Genomic DNA, 25,452 nt, shown 5'->3' on the forward strand with positions numbered 1-25,452 from the left:
AGCCTGCCGCGTTCGAGGATTGAGCCATGAAGAACGAGATCGAGATCGCCGCGAACAGTGCCCTGCTGGTCATCGACGTCCAGAAGGGCTTCGACGACGCCGCCTTCTGGGGCCCGCGCAACAACCCGGCCGCCGAGGCCAACATCGCCGCCCTGATGGACGAGTGGGAGGGGTCCGGCCGCCCGGTGGTGCTGGTCCAGCACGCCTCGCGCACCGCCGGTTCCGTCCTCGCGCCGGACCAACCCGGCTACGCCTTCAAGGAGTTCGTCGCCGAGCGGGCCGGGCAGGCCGCCCTGCACATCACCAAGTCCGTCAACTCCTCCTTCTACGGCACCCCGGACCTGGGCGACTGGCTCGAAGGCGCCGGCATCCGGCAGCTCGTCGTGGTGGGCATCCAGACCAACATGTGCGTGGAGACCACCGCCCGGATGGCGGGCAACCTGGGCTACGAGGTCCTCGTACCGCTGGACGCCACCCACACCTTCGACCTCGAGGCGGAGCTGGAGGGCGGAGCGGGCGAAGGCGCCGGGGCGGACCCGTCCGCCGAAGCCGGCCCGGGCGTACTGCGGCTGACGGCCGACCAGCTCAGTGCCGCCACCGCCGTCAACCTCCAGGGCGGCGGGTTCGCCCGGATCGTCACCACCGGTCAGCTGCTCTCGGCGGCCCGCGCCCAGGTCGCCGCGTAGTACCGCAGCCGGTCGTCCTCCCGGACCAGGGTCATCCCGGCGGCCGCCATCACCCGCTGCGAGGCCACGTTGGCCAGGCCGGTGTCCCCGTCCGCGCCCGCCGCCCCGTGGATCCGCGCGTGCTCCAGCAGCGCGCGCAGCGCCTCCGCCGCGAAGCCCAGGCCGCGGACCGCCGGAATCAGGCCGTAGCCGATCGCGACCCGGCCGTGTTCGTCCGCCGGGCCGTGGAAGCCGGCGCCGCCGATCGCCAGTCCGTCCTCGCGGCGCTCGATCTCGTACGCCCCGTAGGGCCACGGATTCCCGTGGTCGGCCAGTACCTCCAGGAACCGCGCGGCTCCGGTGCGGTCCGTGGGGCCGGGGTAGCCGGGCCCCCAGAGGTCGCCCGGACCCGCCGCGCCCGCGGCGATCCGCCGGGCGAGAGGGGGATCCAGGGGGCGCAGCAGCAGCCGTTCGGTGGGCAGGGGGGTGGCGGTCGCGTCCGCCCGGGGATCGGCCATGGGGGCACCCTAGGCCGGGTCCTACCATCGGCGCATGGTGGCGGCCGGGCCCGGCTGTCCGCCGACGGGCCGCTGTCCGTACGGGGCCTCCTGCTCGCGGAGGAAGACGAACGCCCTTTTCTCGGCAGGTCGTTGCGGGTCCCCGACCAGGTGGCCGCGCACCCGCTCGGCGCCGACCGGGTGGCCCCGGAACTCGCGGACCTGCTGCACCCGGTGTCGCCGCCGGGCGGCAGCGGACTGCAGTCGCAGCCCCTGGCGGGGGCGCGGCGAGGCGGTGAACCCGCCCCGGAACAGCACCAGGCCGCCCCTTCGCCGGGTCCCGGAGGACCCGCGAAGAGACGGCCTAGGAGGAGGGGGTCACCAGAGGACGGGCATACGCTCCGGGATGCGCTTCATGAACCCGGTGCGCCAGACGAGCTGCTCGATCGGCACGGCCAGGTCCAGGTTGGGCAGCCGGTCGAGGAGGACCTCGATGGCGATCTGCGCGTGCCGCTTGCCCAGCGCGGTGGCGGGGCAGTAGTGGCCGCCGCCGCCGAACGACAGGTGCGCGTTCGGGTTCGGACGGTCGAGGCGCACCGTGTGCGGGTCCTCGAACTCGGCCGGGTCGTGGTTGGCGGCCTCGACCAGGACGAGGACCAGCTCGCCCTTCTGCACGGTGACGTCACCGAGCTGCATGGTCTCGGTGGCGATGCGCGGCAGCCCGTCGGCGATCGACAGGTTGATGCGCAGCAGCTCGTCCACGGCCGCCGGGATGAGGGACGGGTCCGCGATCAGCTCCGCCTTCAGCTCCGGGTGCTGGATCAGGGACACGAGGGCCATGGTGAGGAAGCCCATGACACTGATGACGCCCGCACCGAACATCGTGACGCCGACGGTGGCCAGCATCTCGTCCGTCAGGTGGTCGTAGTCGGAGTCCTCGCGCAGGGCGGCGAGTTCGCCCATGAGGCCGGTGGTCTCCGGGTCGTTGAGACGGTCCACCATGTGGGCCATGTCGCGGTCCCAGTTGATGCCGGCGGCCGGGATGCTCTTCGCGCTGTTCATGAAGGCGACGTGCAGCGACTTGTACAGGGCCGGCGCATCGGACTGCGGGATGCCGAGGATCTGGCAGTGCAGACCGGTGGAGTACGGGACGGTGAAGTCGCTGCGCAGGTCGGCAGGGATTCCCGTCGCGACGATCTGGTCGACGAGCTCGTTCGCGTGGCGGACGAGCCATTCCTCCAGGCCGGGGGCCTTCGGGTTGAGGGCCTTCATGACGGCCTTGCGCAGGCCGGCTCCGGTGATGTTCCCCATGTTGTTGACCACCTCGGGGGGGATGGTCAACGCGTACTGGCGGGGAGCACCCTCGGCGGAGGTGTCCTTGAGGGAGAAGCGGGCGTCGTCGAGCACCTGACGGCACAGGGCGTACGAGGACACCAGCCAGGCTTCCGCTCCGGCTATGGTGCGGACCTTCTTGACCGGCTCGTTGGTGAGCAGGTGCGAGATCACGTCGGGCAGCCGCGTGCCGTTCGCATCGAACGGGAAGCTCGTGAGCTCCTCGGCCGCGGCCGGGCTGGTCGGGTCGATGGTGGTGGTCATGCGGGGCTGTCCTGTTCTTCGGCGGGGGTGATGACCGCGTGGCCCTGGTTGCGTGAGGCGCGCAGGCCCCAGCCGCGTGCGTACAGCAGCTCTGCCAGCGGCAGGGCCTGGTGATAGCAGTTGAGCGAGGAGTTGACCCCGAGGATGGCCGGGGTGTCCAGGAACAGCGGTACCTCGGCGCACACGTACTTGATGCACACTTCGCGCTGAAGTGCCGTGGGCGGCTGGCCGTTCAGCTTGTCGGCGAGGAACCGGGCCGCGAGCTGGTCACAGACCTCGCGGAACTCCGGGTCGTCGGCCATGAAGACGTCCAGCTGGGAGCGGATCCGCTGGTAGGCGGGGAGCTCCAGGAGCGAGGACATGGGGCGTCCGCGCAGCCGTTCGCCTTCGGGGTCGAGGGCGGCGACGGCGCCGGTGACCTTGGCGCGCACTCCGCGGAGGTTCTTCACCGCCTTGCGCTGCGCTTCGATCTCGGGGTAGCCGAGTGCCACGAACATCTCGGCTACGTGCATGTCGGTCCAGATGAGATCGACCTGCCGGAAGTGCTCGAGTCCCCACCGGGCGAGGTCCGTCACGCGATCATGCGTGAAGTAGGAGTTCCCCGACGAGATCCCGATGACGGCGTGGTCACCCTCGTCGTGGATTACCTGGCAGTGAGGGGTATAGGGACGGACGGCGAAGATGCCTTTGATGGCAGTCGTCAACGTGATTGGTTCCCCCGCGCCGCTAGTCCCGACAGGGCCTTGTGCCCTGGGTGTGGCGGCGCCGAACCAGAAGTTAGCCGAGCGCAGGCCGGTGCTCCAGAGCTACTGGCTGGTTACTCTGCGAATCAGCCCGCGACCATGAGGTGATATTGCCCGGTTACCCTACGAATTGATTTGCAGGCGCAGGGTGATAACCGGCCAATCGCGCAGCGGTCAATCGACGCGAACCAGGCCCCGTGGTGTCTGGTTCTGCCCCCCTCCGCCGTCCGGCGCGAGACGGCGGGCCGTGCGCCCCAGTGGCTCGCCCCGTAAGCCACTCTACGCCCTGCGACCCTTCGGGCACGAGTCTGCCCAAAGGTCAACACCCTTGCACCACAAGGATTTTTGGAAGATGTGGTTCCGATACTGGCTGGTCGGTACCTCGTACGCGCCGAGCCGCATACCCAATGGTCGGTGAATGACCATCCGGAACCCCGGACTCTGGTAGCGAGGGCTCGATCCTCCCTCAGTAGGCCGTGGATAACGGCGAATTCAGGCCACTGGTCGAATGATGCCCAGGAATTGCCCCCTCCATCTCACGATCCGGCCCTCGTCCGGGCCTCGTAAGCACCTCGAGCCGCCGAGAACCGCTCCGTTCCCAGCCGTTCGCGCAGTCCTTCCAGCAGCAGGGGCCGCACCAACTGGCGCCCCGCCGGCGCGCCCAGGAGGTCGCCGACCGTGACCCAGGCCGTCGCCAGCCGCCCGTACGCGCCCGCGTCCTCGCCCGGCGATTCCGCGACGGCCACCGCTTCGCCCACCGCCGCCAGGTAGGCGATCGGGTCCGTCGCGTCCAACGCGCCCTGCCGCGCCGCGTCGAAGCGGTCCAACGCCAACCGCGGGTCCTCCGCCAGCAGGGCGATCCGACCGCCCGTGACGCCGCGCGCGGCCACCGCCGAGCCGTCGCGCGGGGCCTGGGAGGTGACGGCCGACCACACCTCCTCCGCCGTCGAGGGATCCACCCGCGCCACGGAGAGCGCCGCTCCCAGCGCGGCCGCCTCCGCCTCCTCGGCCTCACCGTGCGCGGTGAACAGCTCCTGCACGTCCATCAGATCGGCCGCCGCCTGCGCCCACTGCTCCCAGGTCACCGTGGCCGCCGCCCGGCGCTGCAGGATCCGCGCCCGGACCGGCCCGTCGACCCGGGCGTCGAGCACGGCCAGCACCCCGCCGAAGCCCTCGTACGCCGCCTCGTGCTCGCCCCGGGCCAGCGCCTGCTCGGCCCGCTCGGCCCCGAAGGCCCGCCGCACCGCCTCGGGCAGGTCGCGGGCCGCCGCCCGTTCCAGGTTGTGCCGGGCCGCCCCGAGGTCCCCGCGCAGGCGCTGCACCGTCGCCGCCAGCAGGAGGTAGAAGCCCTCGTGGTCCGGTTCCGGGATCCGGCCCCAGAGCCCGGCAGCCTCCTCCAGCGCGGCCGCCGCCGTGCCGGGGTCGCCCTCCCCGGTGGCGGCCGTCGCCAACTGCTCCAGGGCCTCGGCCAGTTCGGGGGAGCTCCCGTCGCTCCCGCTCCCGCCGCCTGCGCTGCCGCGCAGACGTGCGACCTCCGTCCGGGCCGCCGTGCTCGACTCCGTCATCCGCCCTCCCGTACCGCGCATCCCTGCGCCGTCAGCCGCTCGCGGGCCGCCGCGAGGGCAGATTCCCGCGCGGCCCGGTGTTCACCCGCCCAAGCCCGCATCCGGGCCGTCAGATCGTCGTGTGCGCCCGCGTCGGCGACCCGGCGGCCGCCCGTCAGGCGGAACGCCGCCACGCACAGATCCTGGCGGCCCTGAGCTGACCCGGGCCCGCGCCCTCCACGGCAAAGGGCTCCCCTTGCCCCGACCCCTGCGGAGCCCAGTACCGGTCGGTGGCCCCGTCCACGGCCAGCGCGGCCTCGTGCCCCGGGGCCGCGCTGGAGGCCGTCACCCCGGTGGCATGCGTCTGCTAGGGCTTGGACACCCGGTCGCGTACGGACTCCACCGCGCCCAGGGCTTCGGCACGGAAGGCGTACCCGGCGGCGGCCGCGGCCAGGAGCACCACGAGCCACACCGCGAAACGAGGCGTCCGCCAGCGGCGGCGGCGCGGGGGTCTCTCCCCGGCGGCGTGCGGCCGCCTGACCCGGCGGGCGAGCAGGCGGCGCCACCAGGGCGGCCTGACCGCGACGGGCGCATCCGCGAGGGCGGCCCCGCACCGGCGGCAGTACCGCCGCACCGGCAGGTTCCCGGCCCTGCACTGCCCGCAGATCAGCTCCCCGGGCCGCGGCGGGTCCTCCCCGGGCTCCACGCTCCGCCGCGCCGGCGCCACGGCCTCGGCTCCGCCCGGCTGCACCGCGCGGTGGGGCGGCCGCGTGGGCATGGGCGGCACGACGGGTCCCGCCGGGGACCGGGGAGCGGGGTCCGCCGGGGGCGGCGGCGCGGGGTCCGCCCGGGGCTGTGGAGCGGGGTCCGGCCGCGCGCTCCGGGGGTCTCCCCACTCCAGGAACGTCCCGCGGTTCCCGCAGAACTGCTCACCGGGTTCACAGCGCGTCCCGCACACCGTGCAGTTGGTCACCCGTCCATGCTCGCCAGGGCCCCCGGTGCCCCCAACCCCCTCCGGGGCACCCCGACATCCCCCGGCCCCTGCCCTTTCGGGCACGGGAGGCCTTGTCTGTCGAAACGCCGGAGTCGTCGAAACGCCGGCGGCCCGGACCCCCAGAGGGGTCCGGGCCGCCGGCCGTGCGCCGCCGCCGTCTCAGAGGACGTCGGCCGCGATGTTCTCCGCCACCCGCTCCAGCAGCGGACCCGCGTTCGGGATGCTCACCGCCGGGTCCGGCTCGAGGTCCGTCAGCGGGTAGGCCCGCTGGATGCCGGCAGCCTGGAGGGCCTCCTGCGTGAGCAGCAGGCGGCCGCAGACCGCGACGACCGGCTTGCCGGCCGCACGGGCAGCCGCCGCGACACCGGCCGGAGCCTTGCCGTGGAGGGTCTGCTCGTCCAGCGAGCCCTCGCCGGTGATGACCAGCGTCGCCCGCTCCAGCGCCGGCGCGAAGCCGAGCACCTCGAGCATCAGCTCGATGCCGGGACGGAACGAGGCTCCGAGCAGCAGCGCCCCGTAGCCGATGCCGCCGGCACCGCCCGCGCCCGGCGAAACCGCGGCCTCGGCGGCCAGGGAGCCGATCGACTTCTCCAGGACCACCGCGAAGTGCGCCAGGGCCGCGTCCAGGGTGGCCACGTCCTCGGGCGACGCCCCCTTCTGTGGGCCGTAGATCGCCGGAGCGCCCTTCGGACCCGTCAGAGGGTTGTCCACGTCGCTCGCCAGGACGAAGTCGACCTCCTTGATGCGGGGGTCGACGCCGGACAGGTCGGCCGAGGCCAGAGCCGCCAGCGCGCCGCCGCCCGGACCGACCGGTTCACCGTTCGCATCCAGGAAGACCGCGCCCAGTGCGGCCAGCATGCCCGCGCCGCCGTCGGTGGTGGCGCTGCCGCCCACACCGAAGACGATCGAGGTCGCGCCCGCGTCGAGTGCGGCCTTCAGCAGCTCGCCGGAGCCGTAGGTGGTCGCCGTCAGCGGGGCGAAGACACCCGCCGGCATCAGCTGGAGGCCGGAGGCCTCCGCCATCTCGACCACCGCGGTGCCCTCGCGCAGTGCGAAAGCGGCCGTGACCTGGTCACCGAGGGGTCCGGTGACCCGTACCTCCCGGCGTTCGAAACCGGCCGCCACAGCGGCCGCGACCGTACCGTCGCCGCCGTCCGCGACGGGGAGGGTCTCGATCTCCACGCCGGGTACGGCCTTGCGGAGGCCGGCCGTCACCCGCTCCGCGACCTGAACGGCCGTGAGCGAGCCCTTGAATTTGTCCGCGGCGATGAGCACGCGCGCGGTCTCAGTTACTGCTCCGTCCGTCACCTTGCTAATCCCTTGCTATCGAACAGTGCAGTCGCGCCACCCATGAGCCTATCCGGAGGATCCTCCTATGCCCATGCGTGGCCTGGGCCACACCCGGCGCGCCATGCCCCTAAATACGGATATACGCCTGCATAGTGTGGCCGCATGAGCACGGATTCACTGGAACAGGCACGTCCGAATTCCCCGGGTGGGGGTTCCGAAGGCCCGGATGACGGCACTCCCGACCGTACCGTCGTGACCATCGGAGTGATCTCCGTCCTGGCCGTCGTCGCCTGGGCAGCGCTCGGCAAGAGCTCCTTCGACACGGCGTCGAGCACGGCCCTGGCCTGGGTGCTGAACAACTTCGCCTGGCTGTTCGTGATCGCCGCCGACGTGTTCCTGGTCATGTGCGTGGTGCTCGCGATCAGCCGCTTCGGCCGGATCCGGCTCGGCAAGGACGACTCGGAGCCGGAGTTCACGAACCTCGCGTGGATCGCGATGATGTTCAGCGCGGGCATGGGAATCGGTCTGATGTTCTACGGGGTGGGGGAGCCGCTCACCCACTACCTGAATCCGCCGCCCGCCAGCGGCGCCGCCCCCGGCACCGGGGACGCGGCCCGCGCGGCGCTCGACTACTCCTTCTTCCACTGGACCCTCACCCCCTGGGCGATCTACGGCATCGCCGGCCTCGCCCTGGCCTACGCGACCTTCCGCAAGGGCCGCGGCAACCGCCTCAGCTCCGCCTTCGTCCCCCTCATGGGCGAGGAGCGGGCCAACGGCTGGCCCGGCAAGGCCATCGACCTGCTCGCCGTCTTCGCGACCGTCTTCGGCACCGCCACCAGCCTCGGCCTCGGCGCGCTCCAGGTCGCCAAGGGGCTCAACATCACCACCGGGATCGAGGACTCGACCACCGTCGAGCTGATCATCATCGGATCGCTCTCCGCCGCCTTCGTGCTCTCGGCCTTCTCCGGCCTGCACAAGGGCGTCAAATGGCTCTCCACGATCAACATCGTGCTCGCCGCGGCCCTGATGATCTTCGTCTTCGTCCTCGGCCCGACCGTCTACGTCCTCGACGTGATCCCGGCGAGCATCGGCAGCTACCTGCACGAGCTGCTCCCCATGGCCACCCGTACCGGCGCCTTCACCGACAGCGCCTGGCTGGGGGCGTGGACGATCTTCTACTGGGCGTGGTGGCTCTCCTGGGCCCCGTTCGTCGGCACCTTCATCGCCCGCATCTCCCGCGGCCGCACCATCCGCGAGTTCCTCATCGGCGTGCTGCTGATCCCCAGCGGCGCCACCGTCATCTGGTTCTGCGTCATGGGCGGCACCGCGATCCGCCTCGACTCCACCGGTGTCGCCGACATGGCCTCCAAGCTCAAGGAGGGCACCGAGGCCTCGCTCTTCGCGATGCTCGACGCGCTCCCGCTCGGCGGGCTCACCTCCTGGATCGCGATGGCCCTGGTGATGACGTACTTCGTCACCAGCGCCGACTCCGCCTCCCTCGTCATGGGCTCGCTCACCAGCCGCGGCTCGCTGCACCCGCCGACCTGGCTCGTGGTCACCTGGGGCGTGCTGATGGCCGCGGTGGCCGCCGTACTCCTGGTCGCGGGCGGCCTGAAGTCCCTCCAGACGGCCACCATCCTGGTCGCGCTGCCGTTCGTCATCGTGATGCTGGTGCTCTGCTGGGCCCTGGTGAAGGAGTTGCGGGAGGACCCGGGCGCGGGCCCCGTCCGCCACCACGCCCTCCACGGACTGCGCGACGCGGTCAAGGCCATGGTCGGCGACGCCATCACCGAGCAGGGCCCGGCCCGCCACCCGCGCCTGCGCCGCCTGGCCGAGTCGAAGAACCGCGACCGCGAGGACGGCGGCACGGGCGGCCCGTCCGGCGGGACGGCCGGCAGCGGCGGGACCGGCGGGAGCACCCCCGAGGCGTGAGCCCGCTCGCCCGGGGCGGCTGGGTAGGGTTGTGGCGTGACCACCACGGATGATTACGCCACCTACATCGCGAGCCTGCCCCGGGTGCTGGCCGGCGCGGCCGTGCTCTACCGGGACGACGAGGGCCGGGTGCTCGTCGTCGAGCCCAACTACCGGGAGGGCTGGGTGCTGCCGGGCGGCACCATCGAGTCCGACCGGGGCGAATCCCCGCGGACGGCCGCCCGCCGGGAGAGCGCCGAGGAGATCGGCCTCGACCTGCCGCTCGGCCGGCTGCTGGCCGTGGACTGGACCCTGGGCCCGGCCCGGCCGCCGCTCGTGGCGTACGTCTACGACGGCGGCGTGCTCGACGCGGCGCAGCTCGCCTCCATCGAGCTCCAGGAGGAAGAGCTGATCTCGTGGCGGCTGGTCGAACCGGCCGAACTGACGGACTATCTGCTCGGAGCGCTGGGACCGCGCATCGAAGAGGCCCACCGGGTCCTGCAGTCGGGCGAGGGCGCCGCGGAACTGGAGAACGGCCGCAGGCCGCAGGCCTCTTGAACCGGCCGCCCGCTCGTTATCCTTTGCCTACACCGAGCAGGACAGAATTCAGCAGATGATCACGATGTACGCCTGGCCCAGCACGGCCGACGGACCCGACGCCCTGCCCATGGTCCACTTCACCACCGAGCAGCAGGCCGGTGGCGAGGTCACCCCCGAGGGGGTGCCGGTCTGGATGTTCGACACCGCGATCCGCGACGGCGGCTGGGCCCAGTTCACCGACTTCGAGGCCTGGTCCGTGCCGGCCGCCGGCTGGCAGGCCTTCTACCGCCGCGAGGACGACGTCCTCGCCGTCACCGGCCCCGGCTCCTGCGAGGGCTGGTACCAGGGCGGCCTCGGGGCCGACGCCGAATGGGTGGGCGCGGCCGCCGCCCAGCAGAGCGTGGTCCTGCTCGCGGCCCCCGTCCAGCACCCGTCGCTGTACGCCTACGCGGTCGAGGCCGGAGCCGCCTTCGCCCTGCTGGTCCCGCTCGTGGTGATCTGAGGAACGTGCCGGATCCGAAAGGGACCCCCTACAGCTGCTCCGCCCCCGACTCGAAGGCCAGCAGGCGCACCTTGCGGTCGATGCCGCCGCCGTAGCCGGTCATGGAACCGGACGCCCCGATGACGCGGTGGCAGGGCACGACGATGCCGACCGGGTTCTTCCCGTTGGCCAGGCCCACCGCCCGCGAGGCGTTCGGCTTGCCGAGCCGGGTCGCCAGCTCCCCGTAGGACCAGGTCTGCCCGTAGGGGATCCGTACGAGCTGCTCCCACACGCTGCGCTGGAACTCGGTGCCCTCCAGCCGGAGCGGGAGGTCGAACTCGGTGAGCTCCCCGGCGAAGTACGCGGTCAGCTGCCGCACCACCTCGGGGAAGGGCTCCTCCCCGGCCGCGACCCGCTCGCCGAAGGACTCCTCGGCCGGACGGTGGCGCTGGCCGGTCATGTAGAGGCCGCTGAGGAAGCCGTCGGTGGCGACCAGGGTGAGCTCCCCGTAGGGGCTGTCGACGACGGTGTGCTGCCTGCGGCCGGTGGACGTACCGCGCGTGCTGTTGCTGGGCATGGTGCTCGTGCTCCTCGGTTCAGGCGGGCAGGAAGTTGATGGCGTGGTCCTCGGTGGCCCACAGGTACTGGACGGCGTACGCGCGCCAGGGCCGCCAGTGCGCCGCGCGGGCCGTCAGCGCCGAGGGCGTGGACGGCAGCCCGAGCCCCTTCGCGGCACGCCGGATCCCCAGGTCGGAGGGGATGAAGGCATCGGGGTCGCCCAGCGCCCGCATCGCGATGATCTCGGTGGTCCACGGGCCGAAACCGGGCAGCGCGTTGAGATGGGCCCGCGCCGTCTCCCAGTCGCTGTCGATGCCCAGCGGGAGGGAACCGTCGGCGAGCGCCGAGACCAGCGTGGTGAGGGTGGCCCGGCGGCTGCGCGGCAGGGCCAGCGCCTCCGGATCGAGCCCGGCCAGCGCCTGCGAGGACGGGAACAGGTGGGTCAGCCCGCCCTCGGGGTCGGGATCGGCCACCGGCTCGCCGTGGGCGGCCACCAGCCGGGCCGCGTGCGTCCGGGCCGCGGCCGTGGACACCTGCTGGCCCAGGACCGCGCGTACCGCGAACTCCTCCGCGTCGACCGTACGGGGCACCCGGCGCCCGGGAGCCTTGTCCACGAGCGGGGCCAGCAGCGGATCGGCGCGCAGCTGCTCGTCCACGGCCTCGGGATCGGCGTCGAGGTCCAGCAGGCGGCGGCAGCGGCTGATGGCGATGGTGAGGTCGCGCAGGTCGGTCAGGGCGAGCTGGCAGCCGATGTGGTCGGGCTGCGGGGTGAGCGCGACCACCCCGGTGCCGTAGGGGAGCCGGAGCGTGCGGCGGTACGCGCCCGCGCGCCACTCCTCGACCCCGGGGACGGCGGTAGCGGCGAGGTGCCCGAAGAGGTTGTCGGGGTTGAGGGGGGTGCGGAAGGGGAGCCGCAGGCTGATGGTTCCGGGCACCCGGGCGTCCTGGCGGCTGCCGTTCCCGGCCCGGGCGCGCAGCTCGCTCGGGGCGAGGGCGAAGACCTCGCGGACGGTGTCGTTGAAGGTCCGGATCGAGGAGAACCCGGCGGCGAAGGCGATGTCGCCCATCGGCAGCTCGGAGGTCTCGATCAGCAGCCGAGCGGTCTGCGCGCGCTGGGCCCGGGCGAGGGCCAGGGGGCCGGCGCCGAGCTCGGCGTTGAGCTGGCGCTCCACCTGGCGGGCGGAGTACCCCAGCTTGGCGGCCAGCCCCGGGACCCCCTCCCGGTCGACGACCCCGTCCTGGATGAGCCGCATGGCGCGGGCGACGGCGTCGGCGCGGGCGTTCCACTCGGGGGAGCCGGGGGAGGTGTCCGGACGGCACCGCTTGCACGCCCGGTACCCGCTCTGCTGGCAGGCGGCGGCGCTGGGCAGGAAGGTCATGTTCTCGACCTTGGGAGGCACCGCCGGGCAGCTCGGGCGGCAGTAGATCCCGGTGGTCCTGACCGCGGTGAAGAACCATCCGTCGAAGCGGGCGTCCTTGGACCGGACGGCCCGCACGCAGCGCTCGGTGTCGGTGTACATGGCTCCATCCTTCCGGCGCGAGGTCCGGGGGGCTGGCGGTTTTCCGACATCAAGACTACGGGCCGGGGCGGGCGGGCCGAGGCGGGCGGGAGTGGGCGGCCGGGCCGGAGTGTGCGGCGGGTGGGCGCGCGATGGACGGCCGGGGCGAGACTTCGGTGGAGGAGTCGGGCAAGGCTTCGGCGGGGGTGTGAGGACCCCCGCGGATGCGAAAGGGCCCCCGGTGCCTCTTCGGCGGCCGGGGGCCCTCTCGTACGCGTACAGCCGTGGCTAGCGGGCCTGGGTGGCCCTCGCCTCGCGGCGGTTGTGGCGGAACGTGTTCGCGCGACGGGTCGTCGCGAACAGCGGGATGGTCGCCGCCAGAGCGATCTGCAGCGCGCAGCCGGTCTGGAGCAGCAGCGCGCCGCCCGGGGCGTCGAACGCCCAGGCCGCCAGCAGCCCCATCGCCCCGACGATCCAGCTGAGCATCGCCACCGCGAGGACACCCCGCGGCTTGGGGTACTCGACCCGGCTCACCATCAGCCAGGCCACGCCGACGATCGCGAGGAGCGTCGGAACGAACGGCAGCTCCAGCAGCACGATCGAGACGACCGTGAGCGCGCCGAAGGGGCTCGGCATGCCCTGGAACATGCCGTCCTTCATCGTCACGCAGCTGAATCTGGCCAGGCGCAGGACGACCGCCAGCAGGACGACGATCGCCGCCAGCGCCGACATCTTCTGGTGCGCGTCGTCGGCGACCATGCCGTAGACGAGCACGAAGTAGGCGGGCGCCAGGCCGAAGCTGATCAGGTCGGACAGGTTGTCCAGCTCCGCACCCATCGGCGAGCTGCGCAGCTTGCGGGCCACGATCCCGTCGAAGAGGTCGAAGACGGCCGCGAGCAGCATCAGTATCACCGCGGTGGCCGCGCTGTGCCGGGCCATGCCCGACTCGCCGCTGCCGGTGAGGTGCGGGATGAGGATCCCGGTGGTGGTGAAGTACACCGCCATGAATCCGCAGGTCGCGTTGCCGAGGGTGAGGGTGTCCGCTATCGACAGCCGCAGGGAGAGCGGCATGTCGTCCTCGGCGGACTCCTCCTCGGAGGCGGAGGCCTCCGGCACCCAGCCGGTTGCAGGAGTCTCGGGGTCAGTCACGGTCAATTCGGGTCACCCCCGCGGTGGTGGCCTGTCCGACCTCGACCGCGACCTCGACGCCCTCGGGGAGGTAGATGTCGACGCGGGAGCCGAAGCGGATCAGACCGATGCGTTCGCCCTGCTCCACCTTGGTGCCGGCCGGCAGGTACGGGACGATGCGTCGCGCGACGGCGCCGGCGATCTGCACCATCTCGATGTCGCCGAGCTCGGTGTCGAAGTGCCAGACAACGCGCTCGTTGTTCTCGCTCTCCTTGTTGAACGCCGGAACGAATCCACCGGGGACGTGCTCCACGGACGTCACCGTGCCCGCGAGGGGCGCGCGGTTGACGTGGACGTTCAGCGGGCTCATGAAGATCGCGACCCGGGTCCGTCCGTCCTTCCACGGCATGATGCTCTGCACCACACCGTCGGCGGGGGAGATGACCCGGCCCTGCGTGATCTCACGCTCGGGGTCGCGGAAGAACCACAGCATGCCCGCCGCGAGAGCGGTGGTGGGCACGGCCACTGCCGCCCAGCGTCCGGACTTGCGGGCCCGGACGAGGCTGACGGCGGCGGTGGCGACGGTCGGCAGAAGCCACGGCGATGCTCCGCGCGCGAGGCGTCCACCGAGGAGGCCGACGCGAGGTGCAGAGGTTTGGCTGTGGGGCATGGATGACCTTCGTAGCGGGTGATGCCGCGCCGGAAAACACGGGGACGTGACGGCGGCTTTACTGGAATGCTATCGGTTGCACGCAACAACTGGGCAAGCCAGAAGCCGAGTCGATGACCGCCGGCCAGTGACTGCTAGTGACTCTTTTGCGGAAAACCACTGGATGATTCGCCGCAAAAGGTACTTTCAGCCCTGCAGTCGGTACTCCTCAAGCAGGCGTCGCCCGATGATCATTTTCTGGATCTCGGCGGTACCTTCACCGATGAGCAGCATCGGCGCCTCGCGGTAGAGGCGCTCGATCTCGTACTCCTTCGAGAAGCCGTAGCCGCCGTGGATGCGGAACGCGTCTTCCACCACCTCCTTGCAGTACTCGGAGGCGAGGTACTTCGCCATCCCTGCTTCGAGGTCGTTTCGTTCCCCGGAGTCCTTTTTGCGTGCTGCATTGACCATCATCGCATGGGCGGCTTCGACCTTGGTAGCCATCTCGGCCAGCTTGAACTGGATCGCCTGGTGCTCGGCGATGGCCTTGCCGAAAGTGTGACGTTGCTGGGCATACGAGACACCGAGCTCGAAAGCACGCTGTGCGACGCCGCAGCCACGGGCCGCCACGTTGACGCGGCCGACCTCGACCCCGTCCATCATTTGGTAAAACCCTCGGCCGGTCTGGCCTCCGAGGACCCGATTGGCCGGAATGCGCAGTCCGTCCATGATGAGCTCGGTCGTGTCGACGCCCTTGTAGCCCATCTTGTCGATCTTGCCCGGGATGGTCAGGCCGGGACGGACCTCGCCGAAGCCCGCCTCCTTCTCCACCAGGAAGGTCGTCATCGACTTGTGGGGGGCGGTGCCCTCCGGGTGTCCTTCGTCACTGCGGACCAGGACGGCCACCAGAGTGGACGTGCCGCCGTTCGTCAGCCACATCTTCTGGCCGTTCAGGACGTACTCGTCGCCGTCCTTCACCGCCTTGGAGGTGATGGCCGACACATCGGAGCCCAGCCCCGGCTCGGACATCGAGAACGCGCCGCGCACCTCGCCCAGCGCCATCCGCGGGAGGAAGTACTCCTTCTGCTCCTGCGTGCCGTGCTGCTTGAGCATGTACGCCACGATGAAGTGCGTGTTGATGATGCCCGAGACGGACATCCAGCCGCGCGCGATCTCCTCGACGCACAGCGCGTAGGTGAGCAGCGACTCACCCAGGCCGCCGTACTCCTCCGGGATCATCAGGCCGAACAGGCCGAGTTCCTTGAGGCCGTCGACGATCTGCTGCGGGTACTCGTCCCGGTGCTCCAGCTCGGTCGCGACCGGGATGATCTCCTTGTCGACGAACTCCCGGACGGTCTTGAGGATGTCCCTCTGGTCGTCCGTCAGGCCGGCGGTCTGGGCAAGTCGGCTCATGGTTCTACTTCCCCTGTTCCTTCAGCGTGGGGCGGCCGGGCTGCTCGCCGCCGCGCTCCTTGATGTACGTCTCGGTCGGGACCATCACCTTGCGCCTGAAGACGCAGACGAGGGTGCCGTCCTGCTTGTAGCCCTTGGTCTCCACGTAGACGATGCCGCGGTCGTTCTTCGACTTCGACGGGGTCTTGTCGAGGACCGTGGTCTCGCCGTAGATCGTGTCCCCGTGGAAGGTCGGCGCCACGTGCCGCAGCGACTCGATCTCCAGGTTGGCGATCGCCTTGCCGGAGACGTCCGGCACGGACATGCCCAGCAGCAGCGAGTAGATGTAGTTGCCCACGACCACGTTCTTGCCGAAGTCGGTCGTGTTCTCCGCGTAGTTGCTGTCCATGTGGAGCGGGTGGTGGTTCATGGTCAGCAGGCAGAAGAGGTGGTCGTCGTACTCGGTGACCGTCTTTCCGGGCCAGTGCTTGTAGACCGCGCCGATCTCGAACTCTTCGTAGGTGCGTCCGAACTGCATCGGGATCAGGCCTCCGGGATCTCGAACTTGGTGGTGCGCTCCATGCCCGCGGCGCGGCCCTTGCCCGCGATGACCAGGGCCATCTTGCGGCTGGCCTCGTCGATCATCTCGTCGCCGAGCATCGCCGAACCCTTCTTGCCGCCGGCCTCGGAGGTGCACCAGTCGTACGCGTCGAGGATCAGCTCGGAGTGGTCGTAGTCCTCCTGCGAGGGGGAGAAGACCTCGTTGGCCGCGTCGACCTGGCCCGGGTGCAGCACCCACTTGCCGTCGAAGCCCAGCGCCGCCGCGCGCCCGGCGACCTCGCGGTAGCCGTCGACGTTCTTGATCTGGAGGAAGGGGCCGTCGATCGCCTGGAGGTTGTGCATGCGGGCCGCCATCAGGATCCGCATCAGGATGTAGTGGTAGGCGTCCGCGCCGTAGCCGGGCGGCTGCATGCCCACGACCAGGGACTTCATGTTGATCGAGGCCATGAAGTCGGCCGGCCCGAAGATGATGGTCTCCAGCCGCGGGGACGCGGCGGCGATCTCGTCGACGTTGACCAGGCCCTTGGCGTTCTCGATCTGCGCCTCGATGCCGATCTTGCCGACCTCGAAGCCCATGGTCTTCTCGATCTGGGTCAGGAGGAGATCGAGCGCCACGACCTGCTGGGCGTCCTGGACCTTCGGCAGCATGATGCAGTCGAGGTTCTGCCCGGCGCCCTCGACGACGGTGATCACGTCGCGGTACGTCCAGTGCGTGGTCCAGTCGTTGACGCGCACCACACGGGTCTTGCCGGTCCAGTCGCCCTGGTTCAGCGCCTCCACGATCGTGTGACGGGCGCCCTCCTTGGCGAGCGGGGCGCAGGCGTCCTCGAGGTCGAGGAAGACCTGGTCGGCCGGCAGGCCCTGGGCCTTCTCCAGGAACCGGGGGTTGGAACCCGGAACCGCGAGGCAGGAGCGGCGCGGCCGCAGCCGGTTGACCGGGGAAGAGGGCGTGGTCATGCGGGGACCTCCGTGCTTGCAACGATGTCTGTGGTGTCGGCCTCGACGGTGCTTTCGCCGCCGTCGAGCGGGTGGAGCTTGTTCGCCTTGCGGATCTCGTCGACGATACGGCCGATGATCTCCGTGATGCCGAAGTCCTTCGGGGTGAAGACCGCGGCGACCCCGGCGGCCTTCAGCGCGATGGCGTCGGCATGGGGAATGATGCCGCCGAGGACGACGGGGATGTCGCCCGCCCCCGCCGCGCGCAGGCGTTCCAGTACGTCCGGCACGAGGGCGCTGTGCGAACCGGACAGGATGGACAGTCCCACGCAGTGCACGTCCTCGGCCAGCGCCGCCGAGGAGATCTCCTCGGGGGTCAGCCTGATCCCCTGGTAGACCACCTCGAAACCGGCGTCGCGGGCCCGTACGGCGATCTGCTCGGCGCCGTTGGAGTGCCCGTCCAGACCGGGCTTGCCGACCAGCAGGCGCAGCCGCCCGGTGCCCAGGTCCTCGGCCGTACGGGTCACCTTCGCGCGGACCTCGGCCATCGGGGTGCCCGGCTCGGCGGTGACCGCCACAGGGGCCGAGGAGACTCCGGTCGGAGCCCGGAACTCCCCGAACACCTCGCGCAGGGCGCTGGACCACTCGCCGGTGGTGACACCGGCGCGGGCGCACTCCAGGGTGGCCTCCATCAGGTTCTCGGTCCCGGCGGCGGCCTCCTTGAGCCGGTCCAGGGCCTGCATCACCGTCGGGAAGACGAACGGGTCGCCGTCGCCCTGCCGGTCCGAGGACTCCTGGCGCTCGGCGCGCCAGCGGCCGATCCGCTCGACGGTCAGCGCCTCGGTCGCCGGGTCCACCGTCATGATGGCGCCGTCCAGGTCGGAGGTGAGCGGGTTCTCCTCGGTCTGCTGGAAGCAGTTGACGCCGACGATCTTGTCCTCGCCGGCCTCGATCCGGGCCCGCCGCTCGGCGTGCGAGGAGACCAGCTCGCCCTTGAGGTACCCGGACTCCACGGCGGCCATCGCGCCGCCCATCTCCTGGATCCGGTCGATCTCGGCCAGGCACTCGGCCACCAGGGACTCGACCTTGGCCTCGATCACGTGCGAGCCGGCGAAGATGTCCTCGTACTCCAGCAGGTCGCTCTCGTGCGCCAGGACCTGCTGGATGCGCAGCGACCACTGCTGGTCCCAGGGCCGGGGCAGGCCCAGCGCCTCGTTCCAGGCCGGCAGCTGCACGGCGCGGGCGCGGGCGTCCTTGGACAGGGTGACCGCGAGCATCTCCAGCACGATCCGCTGGACGTTGTTCTCGGGCTGCGCCTCGGTCAGGCCCAGGGAGTTGACCTGGACCCCGTACCGGAAGCGGCGCTGCTTCTCGTTCTCGATGCCGTAGCGCTCGCGGGTGACCTTGTCCCAGATGCGGCCGAAGGCGCGCATCTTGCACATCTCCTCGATGAAGCGGACGCCCGCGTTCACGAAGAAGGAGATGCGGGCGACCACCTCGCCGAACCGCTCCGGCGGGACCTGGCCCGAGTCGCGCACCGAGTCCAGCACCGCGATCGCGGTCGACATCGCGTACGAGATCTCCTGGACCGGCGTGGCTCCGGCCTCCTGGAGGTGGTACGAGCAGATGTTGATCGGGTTCCACTTCGGGATGTGGTTGACCGTGTACGCGATCATGTCCGTCGTCAGCCGGAGCGAGGGGCCGGGCGGGAAGACGTGCGTCCCGCGCGACAGGTACTCCTTGACGATGTCGTTCTGGGTGGTGCCCTGGAGCTGGGCGATGTCCGCGCCCTGCTCCTCGGCAGCCACCTGGTAGAGCGCCAGCAGCCACATGGCGGTGGCGTTGATCGTCATCGAGGTGTTCATCTGCTCCAGGGGAATGTCCTGGAACAGCCGCCGCATGTCGCCCAGATGGGAGACCGGGACCCCGACCCGGCCCACCTCGCCGCGGGCGAGGATGTGGTCGGGGTCGTAGCCGGTCTGCGTCGGGAGGTCGAACGCGACCGACAGGCCGGTCTGGCCCTTGGCGAGGTTGCGGCGGTACAGCTCGTTGGACGCCTCGGCCGTGGAGTGGCCGGCGTACGTCCGCATGAGCCACGGACGGTCTTTCTGGCGCTCTGTCATCTCAGGCTGTCCCTTTGGCCCTTGAACGATCTCAGACGGATCAGACGGTCGTACGGATCAGACGGTCGTACGGATCAGGCGAAGGATCAGATGTCGCGGAAGCGGTTGATCGCTTCGAGGTGCGTCGCGCGCATCTCGTGGTCGCGCACGCCCAGGCCCTCCTCGGGGGCCAGTGCGAGGACGCCGACCTTGCCCTGGTGGAGGTTGCGGTGGACGTCGTAGGCGGCCTGGCCGGTCTGCTCCAGGGAGTAGACCTTCGACAGGGTGGGGTGGATCTTGCCCTTGGCGACCAGGCGGTTGGCCTCCCAGGCCTCGCGGTAGTTCGCGAAGTGGGAGCCGACGATCTTCTTCAGCGACATCCACAGGTACCGGTTGTCGTACTCGTGGTTGTAGCCCGAGGTCGAGGCGCAGGTGACGATCGTGCCGCCCTTGCGGGTGACGTAGACCGAGGCGCCGAAGGTCTCGCGGCCCGGGTGCTCGAAGACGATGTCCACGTCCTCGCCGCCGGTCAGCTCGCGGATGCGCTTGCCCAGGCGCTTCCACTCCTTCGGGTCCTGGGTGTGCTCGTCCTTCCAGAACTTGTAGCCCTCGGCGCTGCGGTCGATGATCGCGGTCGCGCCCATCGCCCGGCAGATGTCCGCCTTCTGCGCGCTGGAGACCACGCAGATCGGGTTGGCGCCGCCGGCCAGCGCGAACTGGGTGGCGTACGAGCCGAGCCCGCCGCTCGCGCCCCAGATCAGGACGTTGTCGCCCTGCTTCATGCCGGCGCCGTTGCGGGAGACCAGCTGGCGGTACGCGGTGGAGTTGACCAGGCCGGGGGAGGCGGCTTCCTCCCAGCTGAGGTGGTCGGGCTTGGGCATCAGCTGGTTGGACTTGACCAGTGCGATCTCCGCCAGGCCGCCGAAGTTGGTCTCGAAGCCCCAGATGCGCTGCTCGGGGTCGAGCATCGTGTCGTTGTGGCCGTCGGAGGACTCCAGCTCGACCGACAGGCAGTGCGCGACGACCTCGTCGCCCGGCTTCCAGGCGTTCACGCCGGGGCCGGTGCGCAGGACGACGCCCGAGAGGTCCGAGCCGATGACGTGGTACGGCAGGTCGTGGCGCTTGGTGAGCTCCGACAGGCGCCCGTAGCGCTCCAGGAAGCTGAAGGTGGACACCGGCTCGAAGATCGAGGTCCACACGGAGTTGTAGTTGACCGAGGAGGCCATGACGGCCACCAGGGCCTCGCCCGGGCCGAGCTCCGGCACGGGGACCTGGTCCAGGTGCAGGGACTTGCGGGGGTCCTTCTCGCGGGTGGTGAGCCCGGCGAACATCTCCGCCTCGTCCTTGTGCACGGTGATCGCGCGGTACGAGTCGGGGAGCGGCAGGGCCGCGAAGTCGGCGGCCGTCGCGGCCTGCGACTGGATCGCGTCCAGGATGTCCTTCACGGTGTTGCCTCCGGCCATGCGCTGATGAGGGTGCGCTCAGGGAAACGGGTGGTGTGGAACGGCGGAGCCGAGGGGGTCGAGCGGTGTCGTGCGATGTTCTGGGGCGCCGTCGATTCGGCTGGGGTGCTGCTGCGCGTTGCCTGTGGTGGGGCTGTGCGGGGGCCTGGTGACGCAGGCATCCGGGGCGCGGTCCGTGCCGAGTGGGCTGGACCGCGGGGACATCCGGACGAGATTCAACGTATGGCACCCCGTGTCACTCAGCAAGGCACCGCGTGCCAAAACTTTCTCTCATTTGCCGATTGACCTGCGCGGATGAGCGATGATCGATCAGAGTTACCCGCGAGTAGGGGCAACCCGGACAAACGAAAACGGCCGCCCCCGGAACGGGAGCGGCCGCTGTGACGAGCGTTACTGCTGTGTCCTGCTACTTCTTCTTGAGCGCCTCTTCGATGGTCCGCATGACCTCGTCGAGCGGAGCGTCCGTACGGGCCACCGCGACCAGCACCTCGCCCTGCGTACGGACCGAGGCCGCGGCCGGGGCCGGAGCGGCCGCGGAAGCGGAACCGTGCGCCGGCTGGGCCGAGCCCAGCGTGCGCCCCGCGCCGATCCCGGTCCCGAAGGTCTTGCGCACGATCGAGAAGGCGTGGTCCAGCTGCGCCTCCACGTCCCCCTGGCCGCCCGCCCGCAGCCAGCGCCGCAGCACGTGGTTGTGGGCCGTGACCACCGCGGAGGCAGCCACCTCGGCCAGCAGCGGGTCGTCGTTGCCGTCGTGGTGGTCGGTCTCGTCGAAGTGGGCCAGCAGGTAGCGGGTGAAGAGCCGCTCGTACCGGGCCACCGAGGCGATCTCCCGCTCCCGCAGCGCCGGCACCTCGCGGGTGAGCCGGTAGCGCTCCACCGACACCGCGGGCGAGGCGGCGTACATCTTCATGACTTCCTTGATCCCCCGGCACACCGTGTCGAGCGGGTGCTCGTGGGCCGGGGCCACGTCGAGGACGGCCTCGGCGCGGGTCAGGGTGTCGTCGTGGTCCGGGAAGATCGCCTCTTCCTTGGAGCGGAAGTGCCGGAAGAAGGTCCGGCGCGCCACTCCGGCCGTCGCGGCGATCTCGTCGACCGTCGTGGCCTCGTACCCCTTGGTCGCGAAGAGCTCCATCGCGGCCGCCGCCAGCTCGCGGCGCATCTTGAGCCGCTGGGCGGCCGCCTTGGTGCCGGCCGGGCTCTCCGTGGCGTCGGAGGCCGAGGAGGCGCGGGGCGAGGTCTTGACGGGCTGGGACATAGAGCGAAAGTACTTCATTCGCGCCGGAGAGCGCTCCCGAGGGGTCTGGGACAGGGGTGGATGCGGGGGAGGGCCCGCACTGGGCCCGGAAGGTACGGCCTGCCGTGAGGGTCCGGCAGACCCGAGCAGCCCTCCCCACGCATCCGGCTCAGGGGCCGGCCGCCGGTTACCGGCGGGGGGCGTACTCACGGAATCCGCGGCCGGTCTTCCGACCCAGGCAGCCCGCCGCCACGAGGTGCTCCAGCAGCGGGGACGGGGCCAGGCCCGGGTCGCGGAACTCCTTGTGCAGGACCTGCTCGATGGCCAGCGACACGTCCAGGCCCACCACGTCCAGGAGCTCGAAGGGCCCCATCGGGTAGCCGGCGCCCAGCTTCATCGCCGCGTCGATGTCGTCGATCCCGGCGTAGTGCTGCTCGACCATCTTGATCGCGTTGTTGAGGTACGGGAACAGCAGCGCGTTCACGATGAAACCGGCCCGGTCCCCGCAGTCCACCGGGTGCTTGCGCACCTTGGAGCAGATCCCGCGGACCGTGGCGTGCACGTCGTCGGCGGTCAGGACGGTCCGGACCACCTCGACCAGCTTCATCGCCGGAGCCGGGTTGAAGAAGTGCATGCCGATCACGTCCTGCGGACGCGAGGTGGCGCGGGCGATCGCGATCACCGGCAGCGAGGAGGTCGTGGTGGCCAGCACCGCGCCCGGCTTGCAGACCTTGTCCAGGCTCTGGAACAGCTCCTGCTTCACCGCCAGGTCCTCGGCGACGGCCTCCACGGCCAGGTCCACCTCGGCGAAGGCCTCCAGCGAACCCGCCGCCGTGATCCGGCCCACGGTGGCCGCTGCCGCGTCCGCGGTCAGCCGGCCCCGGTCCACGGCGCGGCTCAGGGACTTGGCGATGGCGGCCTTGGCCGCGTCCGCCTTCTCCTGGCTGCGGGCCGCCAGCACCACGGAGTAGCCGGCCTGCGCGAAGACCTGCGCGATGCCGCTCGCCATCGTGCCCGAACCGGCCACGCCGACCGTGGAGACCGGGCGGCTGGCCCGGACCAGGTCGCCGTCCGGCGGGGTCTGGAGGTCGCGGACGATGACCTGGCTGCCCGCGGACTCGTACGTGTAGAACCCGCGCCCGGACTTCTGTCCGGTCAGGCCCGCCTCGGCGAGGTGGCCCAGGATCGGGGCCGGGGCGTGCAGCCGGTCGCCGGAGGCGGCGTACATGGCCTCCAGGACGGTGCGCGCGGTGTCCACGCCGATCAGGTCGAGCAGGGCGAGCGGGCCCATCGGCAGGCCGCAGCCCAGCCGCATCGCCGCGTCGATGTCCTCGCGGGAGGCGTACTTCGCCTCGTACATCGCGGCGGCCTGGTTGAGGTAGCCGAAGAGCAGGCCGTCGGCGACGAAGCCGGGGCGGTCGCCGACCGCGACGGGCTCCTTGCCGAGCTCACGGGCCAGCGTCGTGACCGCTTCGACGGCCGGCGGGGCCGTCAGCACGCTGGAGACGACCTCGACCAGCTTCATCGCCGGGGCCGGGTTGAAGAAGTGCAGCCCGACCACGCGCTCGGGGCGCTGCGACTCGGCAGCCATCCGCGTCACCGACAGGGCGTTGGTGCCGGTGGCCAGGATGGCCGTGGGCCGCACGATCGCGTCGAGCTCGCGGAAGATCCGCTGCTTGAGCTCGTAGGACTCGGGGACGACCTCGATGACGAGATCGGCCTCGGCTGCGGCGCCCAGTTCGGAGAAGGTGCGGAAGCGGGCGAGCACGCCCTCGCGCTCCTGCTCGGTGAGCAGCCCCTTGGTCACGGAGCGGGCGGTGGAGGCGGCGAGGGCCGCGGTGGCGCGGCGGGCCGAGGTGTCGCTGATCTCGATGCCGATGACCTCGCGGCCGGCCCGGGCGAGGACCTCGGCGATGCCGGTGCCCATGGTGCCGAGGCCGACGACGGCGATGGTCTGCAGGGCGGGCCGGGCGGGCTCGGAGGAGGGGGAGGAGGACTGACTGGACGTGGACGGAAGGTCCATCGCGGGACTCCAGTGGAAGAGGGTGACGACTGAGGGGGCGCGGCGCTGCGGCGCGCGCGGATGCCGTACGGGAAGCCGTGCGGAGAAGCCCGGGGCGGGAGGTTCCGGGAGGAGGGTGTCCAGGGGGAACGGCCCGTGGGGCACAAGCGGCGGAGCCCTGTCCCGGGGTCACGCCGTGAGGTGGTGCGGAGGTCGTGCAGAACCGACTGGTACGAGGTGGCTGCGTCACCAGGCCGCCCTCGTACGTGTTGTAGGGACAGTAACCCGCTGGTAACTGGTCCGCCAGGGTGCGCACATGTGACCTGTGCCGCTCAAATGTACCGATCATCGATCATCGATCAACCGGCCCTCCAGCGGACCGTGCGACGGGGCCGTCTCTTTCGGATCTTGTCGGTCGAGCCCGCGTCGTCCGGTGCCGTGCCGGGCGGCGCGGGCCCGGCAAGATCCGGAAGAGACGCCCAAGTCCGGGAACCGCGCGTGCCGGTGGTCGCGGCCCCCTAGGGTGGCCGGGTGAACGACGTCTTGGAGCGCCTGCGGGCGGAGTCGGCCGGGGCCGCTGAAGCCGGGTCCGCTGAATACGCGGCGCTGGTCGCCGCGGACCCCGACGAGCTGGCGGCCTCCCTGTCCGAGGCCGGCCGGCCGCTGTGGGCCCGGGAACTGGCCGCGTACCGGCTGGGCCTGGCCGGGGACCGGCGGGCCTTCGAAGCCCTGGTCCTGCTGCTCAACCACCGGGACCCGCCGCGCTGCGAGGCCGCGGCGCAGGCGCTGGCCGTCCTCGGGGACCCGCGCACCGCCCGCGCGGCGGCGGCCCTGGCGACCAACGAACTGCGGACGGCCTACGCCCTGCACCCGGTCCGGCTGCTGGCCGCGCTGCGCGCCCCCGAATCCGCCCCGGCGCTGATGAGCACCCTGTCGCGGCTGCTCGCGCCGAACGACCCGTACTGGCGGGTGGCGCTGGCCTGCGTGGAAGGGCTGGGCGCGCTGGCGGACCGGCGCGCCCACGAGGTCCTCGTACGGGCCCAGTCGCACCCGCGGCTGGCGGTGGCGGCGACCGCGGCCCTGAGGCAGCTGGAAGTCAGCTAGCGAACCCCGTCTTGAAACCGGTCCCGAAACCGGCTCCGGGGCCGGTCCTGAACCCGGTCCCGGACTCGGACCCGGTCGTGGTCTCGGCCCGCTTCGGCTCCGGGACGATCGCGAAGGCCTCGATCTCCAGGAGCAGTTCGGGCCGGAACAGCGCCGCCACCTGGACCGCCGAGGAGGCCGGGAGGCGGTCCGGGGCGATCACCTCGTCACGGGCCGCGCGGACCGCGGGGAGGTGGGCGACGTCCGTGACGAAGTACGTCAGCTTCACCACGTCGTCGAAGGTCGCCCCGGCCGCCGCCAGGCACCGGCTCAGGTTCTCGAACACCTGCCGGGCCTGGGCGGCGGCGTCGCCCTCGCCGACCACCTCGCCCTTCTCGTCGAAGGCGCACTGCCCGGAGACGGCGACGAACCGCCCGGTGCCCCAGACGACGTGGCTGTATCCGGTGCCCGGGGCGACGCCCTCCGGCTCGGAGATGTGGGTGAGGTGGCTGCTGCTACTGGTGGTCATGGGCGCGATTGTGCCCGAACGGGCCAACGGCCGGGGCCCATCCGCCCGTGCCGAC

25 protein-coding genes are annotated in these 25,452 nt (G+C 71.2%); 5 read left to right on the plus strand and 20 right to left on the minus strand.

Annotation, left to right across the window (positions count from 1 at the left end; translation table 11 throughout):
• Window positions 1-26 precede the first annotated feature (26 nt).
• Window positions 27-686: a cysteine hydrolase family protein gene (locus tag OHU74_RS29660; RefSeq protein ID WP_371618703.1), complete on the plus strand. Its 660-nt coding sequence runs from the start codon at window positions 27-29 to the stop codon at window positions 684-686.
• On the opposite strand, the gene OHU74_RS29665 is transcribed toward OHU74_RS29660, so the two are convergent.
• The 8 genes from OHU74_RS29665 to OHU74_RS29700 all read right to left on the minus strand — a co-directional run bounded on the left by OHU74_RS29665 (window position 647) and on the right by OHU74_RS29700 (window position 7,347).
• A complete protein-coding gene (locus OHU74_RS29665; RefSeq protein ID WP_371618704.1) occupies window positions 647-1,183 on the minus strand; it encodes a GNAT family N-acetyltransferase in 537 nt (178 codons plus the stop codon). The genes OHU74_RS29660 and OHU74_RS29665 overlap by 40 nt on opposite strands.
• A gap of 21 nt (window positions 1,184-1,204) precedes the next feature.
• Complete coding sequence (locus OHU74_RS29670) at window positions 1,205-1,480, minus strand: hypothetical protein (RefSeq protein ID WP_371618705.1); 276 nt, start codon at window positions 1,478-1,480, stop codon at window positions 1,205-1,207.
• Window positions 1,481-1,540: 60 nt separating this feature from the next.
• Complete coding sequence (locus OHU74_RS29675; RefSeq protein ID WP_371618706.1) at window positions 1,541-2,758, minus strand: cytochrome P450; 1,218 nt, start codon at window positions 2,756-2,758, stop codon at window positions 1,541-1,543.
• Entirely contained in the window at window positions 2,755-3,462 is a 708-nt protein-coding gene (locus OHU74_RS29680; protein WP_330299433.1) for a tRNA-dependent cyclodipeptide synthase, read from the minus strand. The genes OHU74_RS29675 and OHU74_RS29680 overlap by 4 nt, the downstream gene beginning before the upstream one ends.
• Window positions 3,463-4,037: 575 nt before the next feature.
• Window positions 4,038-5,066, minus strand: coding sequence for a hypothetical protein (locus OHU74_RS29685; RefSeq protein ID WP_371618707.1), 1,029 nt, complete (start codon window positions 5,064-5,066; stop codon window positions 4,038-4,040).
• Complete coding sequence (locus OHU74_RS29690) at window positions 5,063-5,239, minus strand: hypothetical protein (RefSeq protein ID WP_371618708.1); 177 nt, start codon at window positions 5,237-5,239, stop codon at window positions 5,063-5,065. The genes OHU74_RS29685 and OHU74_RS29690 overlap by 4 nt, the downstream gene beginning before the upstream one ends.
• 173 nt (window positions 5,240-5,412) lie before the next feature.
• Window positions 5,413-5,823: a hypothetical protein gene (locus OHU74_RS29695; protein ID WP_371618709.1), complete on the minus strand. Its 411-nt coding sequence runs from the start codon at window positions 5,821-5,823 to the stop codon at window positions 5,413-5,415.
• A 375-nt stretch (window positions 5,824-6,198) separates the two neighbouring features.
• Window positions 6,199-7,347: a glycerate kinase gene (locus OHU74_RS29700; RefSeq protein WP_371618710.1), complete on the minus strand. Its 1,149-nt coding sequence runs from the start codon at window positions 7,345-7,347 to the stop codon at window positions 6,199-6,201.
• A 144-nt stretch (window positions 7,348-7,491) separates the two neighbouring features.
• Between OHU74_RS29700 and OHU74_RS29705 the strand changes: the two genes are divergently transcribed.
• Genes OHU74_RS29705 through OHU74_RS29715 form a run of 3 tightly spaced genes read left to right on the plus strand, consistent with a single transcriptional unit; the run spans window position 7,492 to window position 10,282 of the window.
• On the plus strand, window positions 7,492-9,261 hold the full coding sequence (locus OHU74_RS29705) for a BCCT family transporter (RefSeq protein ID WP_371618711.1): 1,770 nt from the start codon (window positions 7,492-7,494) through the stop codon (window positions 9,259-9,261).
• 36 nt (window positions 9,262-9,297) lie between these two features.
• The gene (locus OHU74_RS29710; protein WP_371618712.1) at window positions 9,298-9,798 is read left to right on the plus strand and encodes an NUDIX domain-containing protein; all 501 of its coding nucleotides are present in this window, start codon (window positions 9,298-9,300) and stop codon (window positions 9,796-9,798) included.
• A gap of 55 nt (window positions 9,799-9,853) precedes the next feature.
• Window positions 9,854-10,282: a hypothetical protein gene (locus tag OHU74_RS29715; RefSeq protein ID WP_371618713.1), complete on the plus strand. Its 429-nt coding sequence runs from the start codon at window positions 9,854-9,856 to the stop codon at window positions 10,280-10,282.
• 28 nt (window positions 10,283-10,310) lie between these two features.
• Here OHU74_RS29715 and OHU74_RS29720 read toward each other — a convergent pair whose 3' ends face one another.
• The 11 genes from OHU74_RS29720 to OHU74_RS29770 all read right to left on the minus strand — a co-directional run bounded on the left by OHU74_RS29720 (window position 10,311) and on the right by OHU74_RS29770 (window position 23,806).
• Window positions 10,311-10,838, minus strand: coding sequence for a methylated-DNA--[protein]-cysteine S-methyltransferase (locus tag OHU74_RS29720; RefSeq protein WP_371618714.1), 528 nt, complete (start codon window positions 10,836-10,838; stop codon window positions 10,311-10,313).
• A 19-nt stretch (window positions 10,839-10,857) separates the two neighbouring features.
• The gene (locus OHU74_RS29725; RefSeq protein WP_330299442.1) at window positions 10,858-12,339 is read right to left on the minus strand and encodes an AlkA N-terminal domain-containing protein; all 1,482 of its coding nucleotides are present in this window, start codon (window positions 12,337-12,339) and stop codon (window positions 10,858-10,860) included.
• A gap of 267 nt (window positions 12,340-12,606) precedes the next feature.
• A complete protein-coding gene (pssA, locus tag OHU74_RS29730; protein ID WP_371619852.1) occupies window positions 12,607-13,389 on the minus strand; it encodes a CDP-diacylglycerol--serine O-phosphatidyltransferase in 783 nt (260 codons plus the stop codon).
• A 70-nt stretch (window positions 13,390-13,459) separates the two neighbouring features.
• A complete protein-coding gene (locus OHU74_RS29735) occupies window positions 13,460-14,116 on the minus strand; it encodes a phosphatidylserine decarboxylase (RefSeq protein ID WP_266885018.1) in 657 nt (218 codons plus the stop codon).
• A gap of 186 nt (window positions 14,117-14,302) precedes the next feature.
• A complete protein-coding gene (locus OHU74_RS29740; protein ID WP_254381044.1) occupies window positions 14,303-15,508 on the minus strand; it encodes an acyl-CoA dehydrogenase family protein in 1,206 nt (401 codons plus the stop codon).
• 4 nt (window positions 15,509-15,512) lie between these two features.
• Window positions 15,513-16,025 (minus strand): MaoC family dehydratase, encoded by a 513-nt coding sequence (locus OHU74_RS29745; RefSeq protein ID WP_053681718.1) that lies wholly within the window; start codon window positions 16,023-16,025, stop codon window positions 15,513-15,515.
• Between the two features lie 5 nt (window positions 16,026-16,030).
• Window positions 16,031-17,005: a CoA ester lyase gene (locus OHU74_RS29750; RefSeq protein ID WP_330299445.1), complete on the minus strand. Its 975-nt coding sequence runs from the start codon at window positions 17,003-17,005 to the stop codon at window positions 16,031-16,033.
• The gene (locus OHU74_RS29755; RefSeq protein ID WP_371618715.1) at window positions 17,002-19,107 is read right to left on the minus strand and encodes a protein meaA; all 2,106 of its coding nucleotides are present in this window, start codon (window positions 19,105-19,107) and stop codon (window positions 17,002-17,004) included. The genes OHU74_RS29750 and OHU74_RS29755 overlap by 4 nt, the downstream gene beginning before the upstream one ends.
• Window positions 19,108-19,193: 86 nt before the next feature.
• The gene (gene ccrA / locus OHU74_RS29760; protein ID WP_371619853.1) at window positions 19,194-20,531 is read right to left on the minus strand and encodes a crotonyl-CoA carboxylase/reductase; all 1,338 of its coding nucleotides are present in this window, start codon (window positions 20,529-20,531) and stop codon (window positions 19,194-19,196) included.
• A gap of 424 nt (window positions 20,532-20,955) precedes the next feature.
• Entirely contained in the window at window positions 20,956-21,804 is an 849-nt protein-coding gene (locus tag OHU74_RS29765; protein WP_371618716.1) for a TetR family transcriptional regulator, read from the minus strand.
• Between the two features lie 166 nt (window positions 21,805-21,970).
• A complete protein-coding gene (locus tag OHU74_RS29770; protein WP_371618717.1) occupies window positions 21,971-23,806 on the minus strand; it encodes a 3-hydroxyacyl-CoA dehydrogenase family protein in 1,836 nt (611 codons plus the stop codon).
• Between the two features lie 510 nt (window positions 23,807-24,316).
• On the opposite strand from OHU74_RS29770, the gene OHU74_RS29775 reads away from it, so the two are divergent.
• Window positions 24,317-24,889, plus strand: coding sequence for a HEAT repeat domain-containing protein (locus OHU74_RS29775; RefSeq protein WP_371618718.1), 573 nt, complete (start codon window positions 24,317-24,319; stop codon window positions 24,887-24,889).
• Here OHU74_RS29775 and OHU74_RS29780 read toward each other — a convergent pair.
• A complete protein-coding gene (locus OHU74_RS29780; protein WP_371618719.1) occupies window positions 24,882-25,397 on the minus strand; it encodes a RidA family protein in 516 nt (171 codons plus the stop codon). The two genes, OHU74_RS29775 and OHU74_RS29780, sit on opposite strands and share 8 nt — an antisense overlap.
• Window positions 25,398-25,452: the final 55 nt, after the last annotated feature.

It is taken from the genome of Streptomyces sp. NBC_00454, from assembly GCF_041434015.1.
GTDB lineage: Bacteria > Actinomycetota > Actinomycetes > Streptomycetales > Streptomycetaceae > Streptomyces.

Coding starts and splice junctions, on each gene's coding strand:
- OHU74_RS29660 (WP_371618703.1), top strand. CDS start 27: ATGAAGAACGAGATCGAGATCGCCGCGAACAGTGCCCTGCTGGTCATC.
- OHU74_RS29665 (WP_371618704.1), bottom strand. CDS start 1,183: ATGGCCGATCCCCGGGCGGACGCGACCGCCACCCCCCTGCCCACCGAA.
- OHU74_RS29675 (WP_371618706.1), bottom strand. CDS start 2,758: ATGACCACCACCATCGACCCGACCAGCCCGGCCGCGGCCGAGGAGCTC.
- OHU74_RS29685 (WP_371618707.1), bottom strand. CDS start 5,066: ATGACGGAGTCGAGCACGGCGGCCCGGACGGAGGTCGCACGTCTGCGC.
- OHU74_RS29695 (WP_371618709.1), bottom strand. CDS start 5,823: ATGCCCACGCGGCCGCCCCACCGCGCGGTGCAGCCGGGCGGAGCCGAG.
- OHU74_RS29705 (WP_371618711.1), top strand. CDS start 7,492: ATGAGCACGGATTCACTGGAACAGGCACGTCCGAATTCCCCGGGTGGG.
- OHU74_RS29715 (WP_371618713.1), top strand. CDS start 9,854: ATGATCACGATGTACGCCTGGCCCAGCACGGCCGACGGACCCGACGCC.
- OHU74_RS29720 (WP_371618714.1), bottom strand. CDS start 10,838: ATGCCCAGCAACAGCACGCGCGGTACGTCCACCGGCCGCAGGCAGCAC.
- OHU74_RS29725 (WP_330299442.1), bottom strand. CDS start 12,339: ATGTACACCGACACCGAGCGCTGCGTGCGGGCCGTCCGGTCCAAGGAC.
- pssA (WP_371619852.1), bottom strand. CDS start 13,389: ATGCCGCTCTCCCTGCGGCTGTCGATAGCGGACACCCTCACCCTCGGC.
- OHU74_RS29735 (WP_266885018.1), bottom strand. CDS start 14,116: ATGCCCCACAGCCAAACCTCTGCACCTCGCGTCGGCCTCCTCGGTGGA.
- OHU74_RS29740 (WP_254381044.1), bottom strand. CDS start 15,508: ATGAGCCGACTTGCCCAGACCGCCGGCCTGACGGACGACCAGAGGGAC.
- OHU74_RS29745 (WP_053681718.1), bottom strand. CDS start 16,025: ATGCAGTTCGGACGCACCTACGAAGAGTTCGAGATCGGCGCGGTCTAC.
- OHU74_RS29750 (WP_330299445.1), bottom strand. CDS start 17,005: ATGACCACGCCCTCTTCCCCGGTCAACCGGCTGCGGCCGCGCCGCTCC.
- OHU74_RS29755 (WP_371618715.1), bottom strand. CDS start 19,107: ATGACAGAGCGCCAGAAAGACCGTCCGTGGCTCATGCGGACGTACGCC.
- OHU74_RS29765 (WP_371618716.1), bottom strand. CDS start 21,804: ATGTCCCAGCCCGTCAAGACCTCGCCCCGCGCCTCCTCGGCCTCCGAC.
- OHU74_RS29770 (WP_371618717.1), bottom strand. CDS start 23,806: ATGGACCTTCCGTCCACGTCCAGTCAGTCCTCCTCCCCCTCCTCCGAG.
- OHU74_RS29780 (WP_371618719.1), bottom strand. CDS start 25,397: ATGACCACCAGTAGCAGCAGCCACCTCACCCACATCTCCGAGCCGGAG.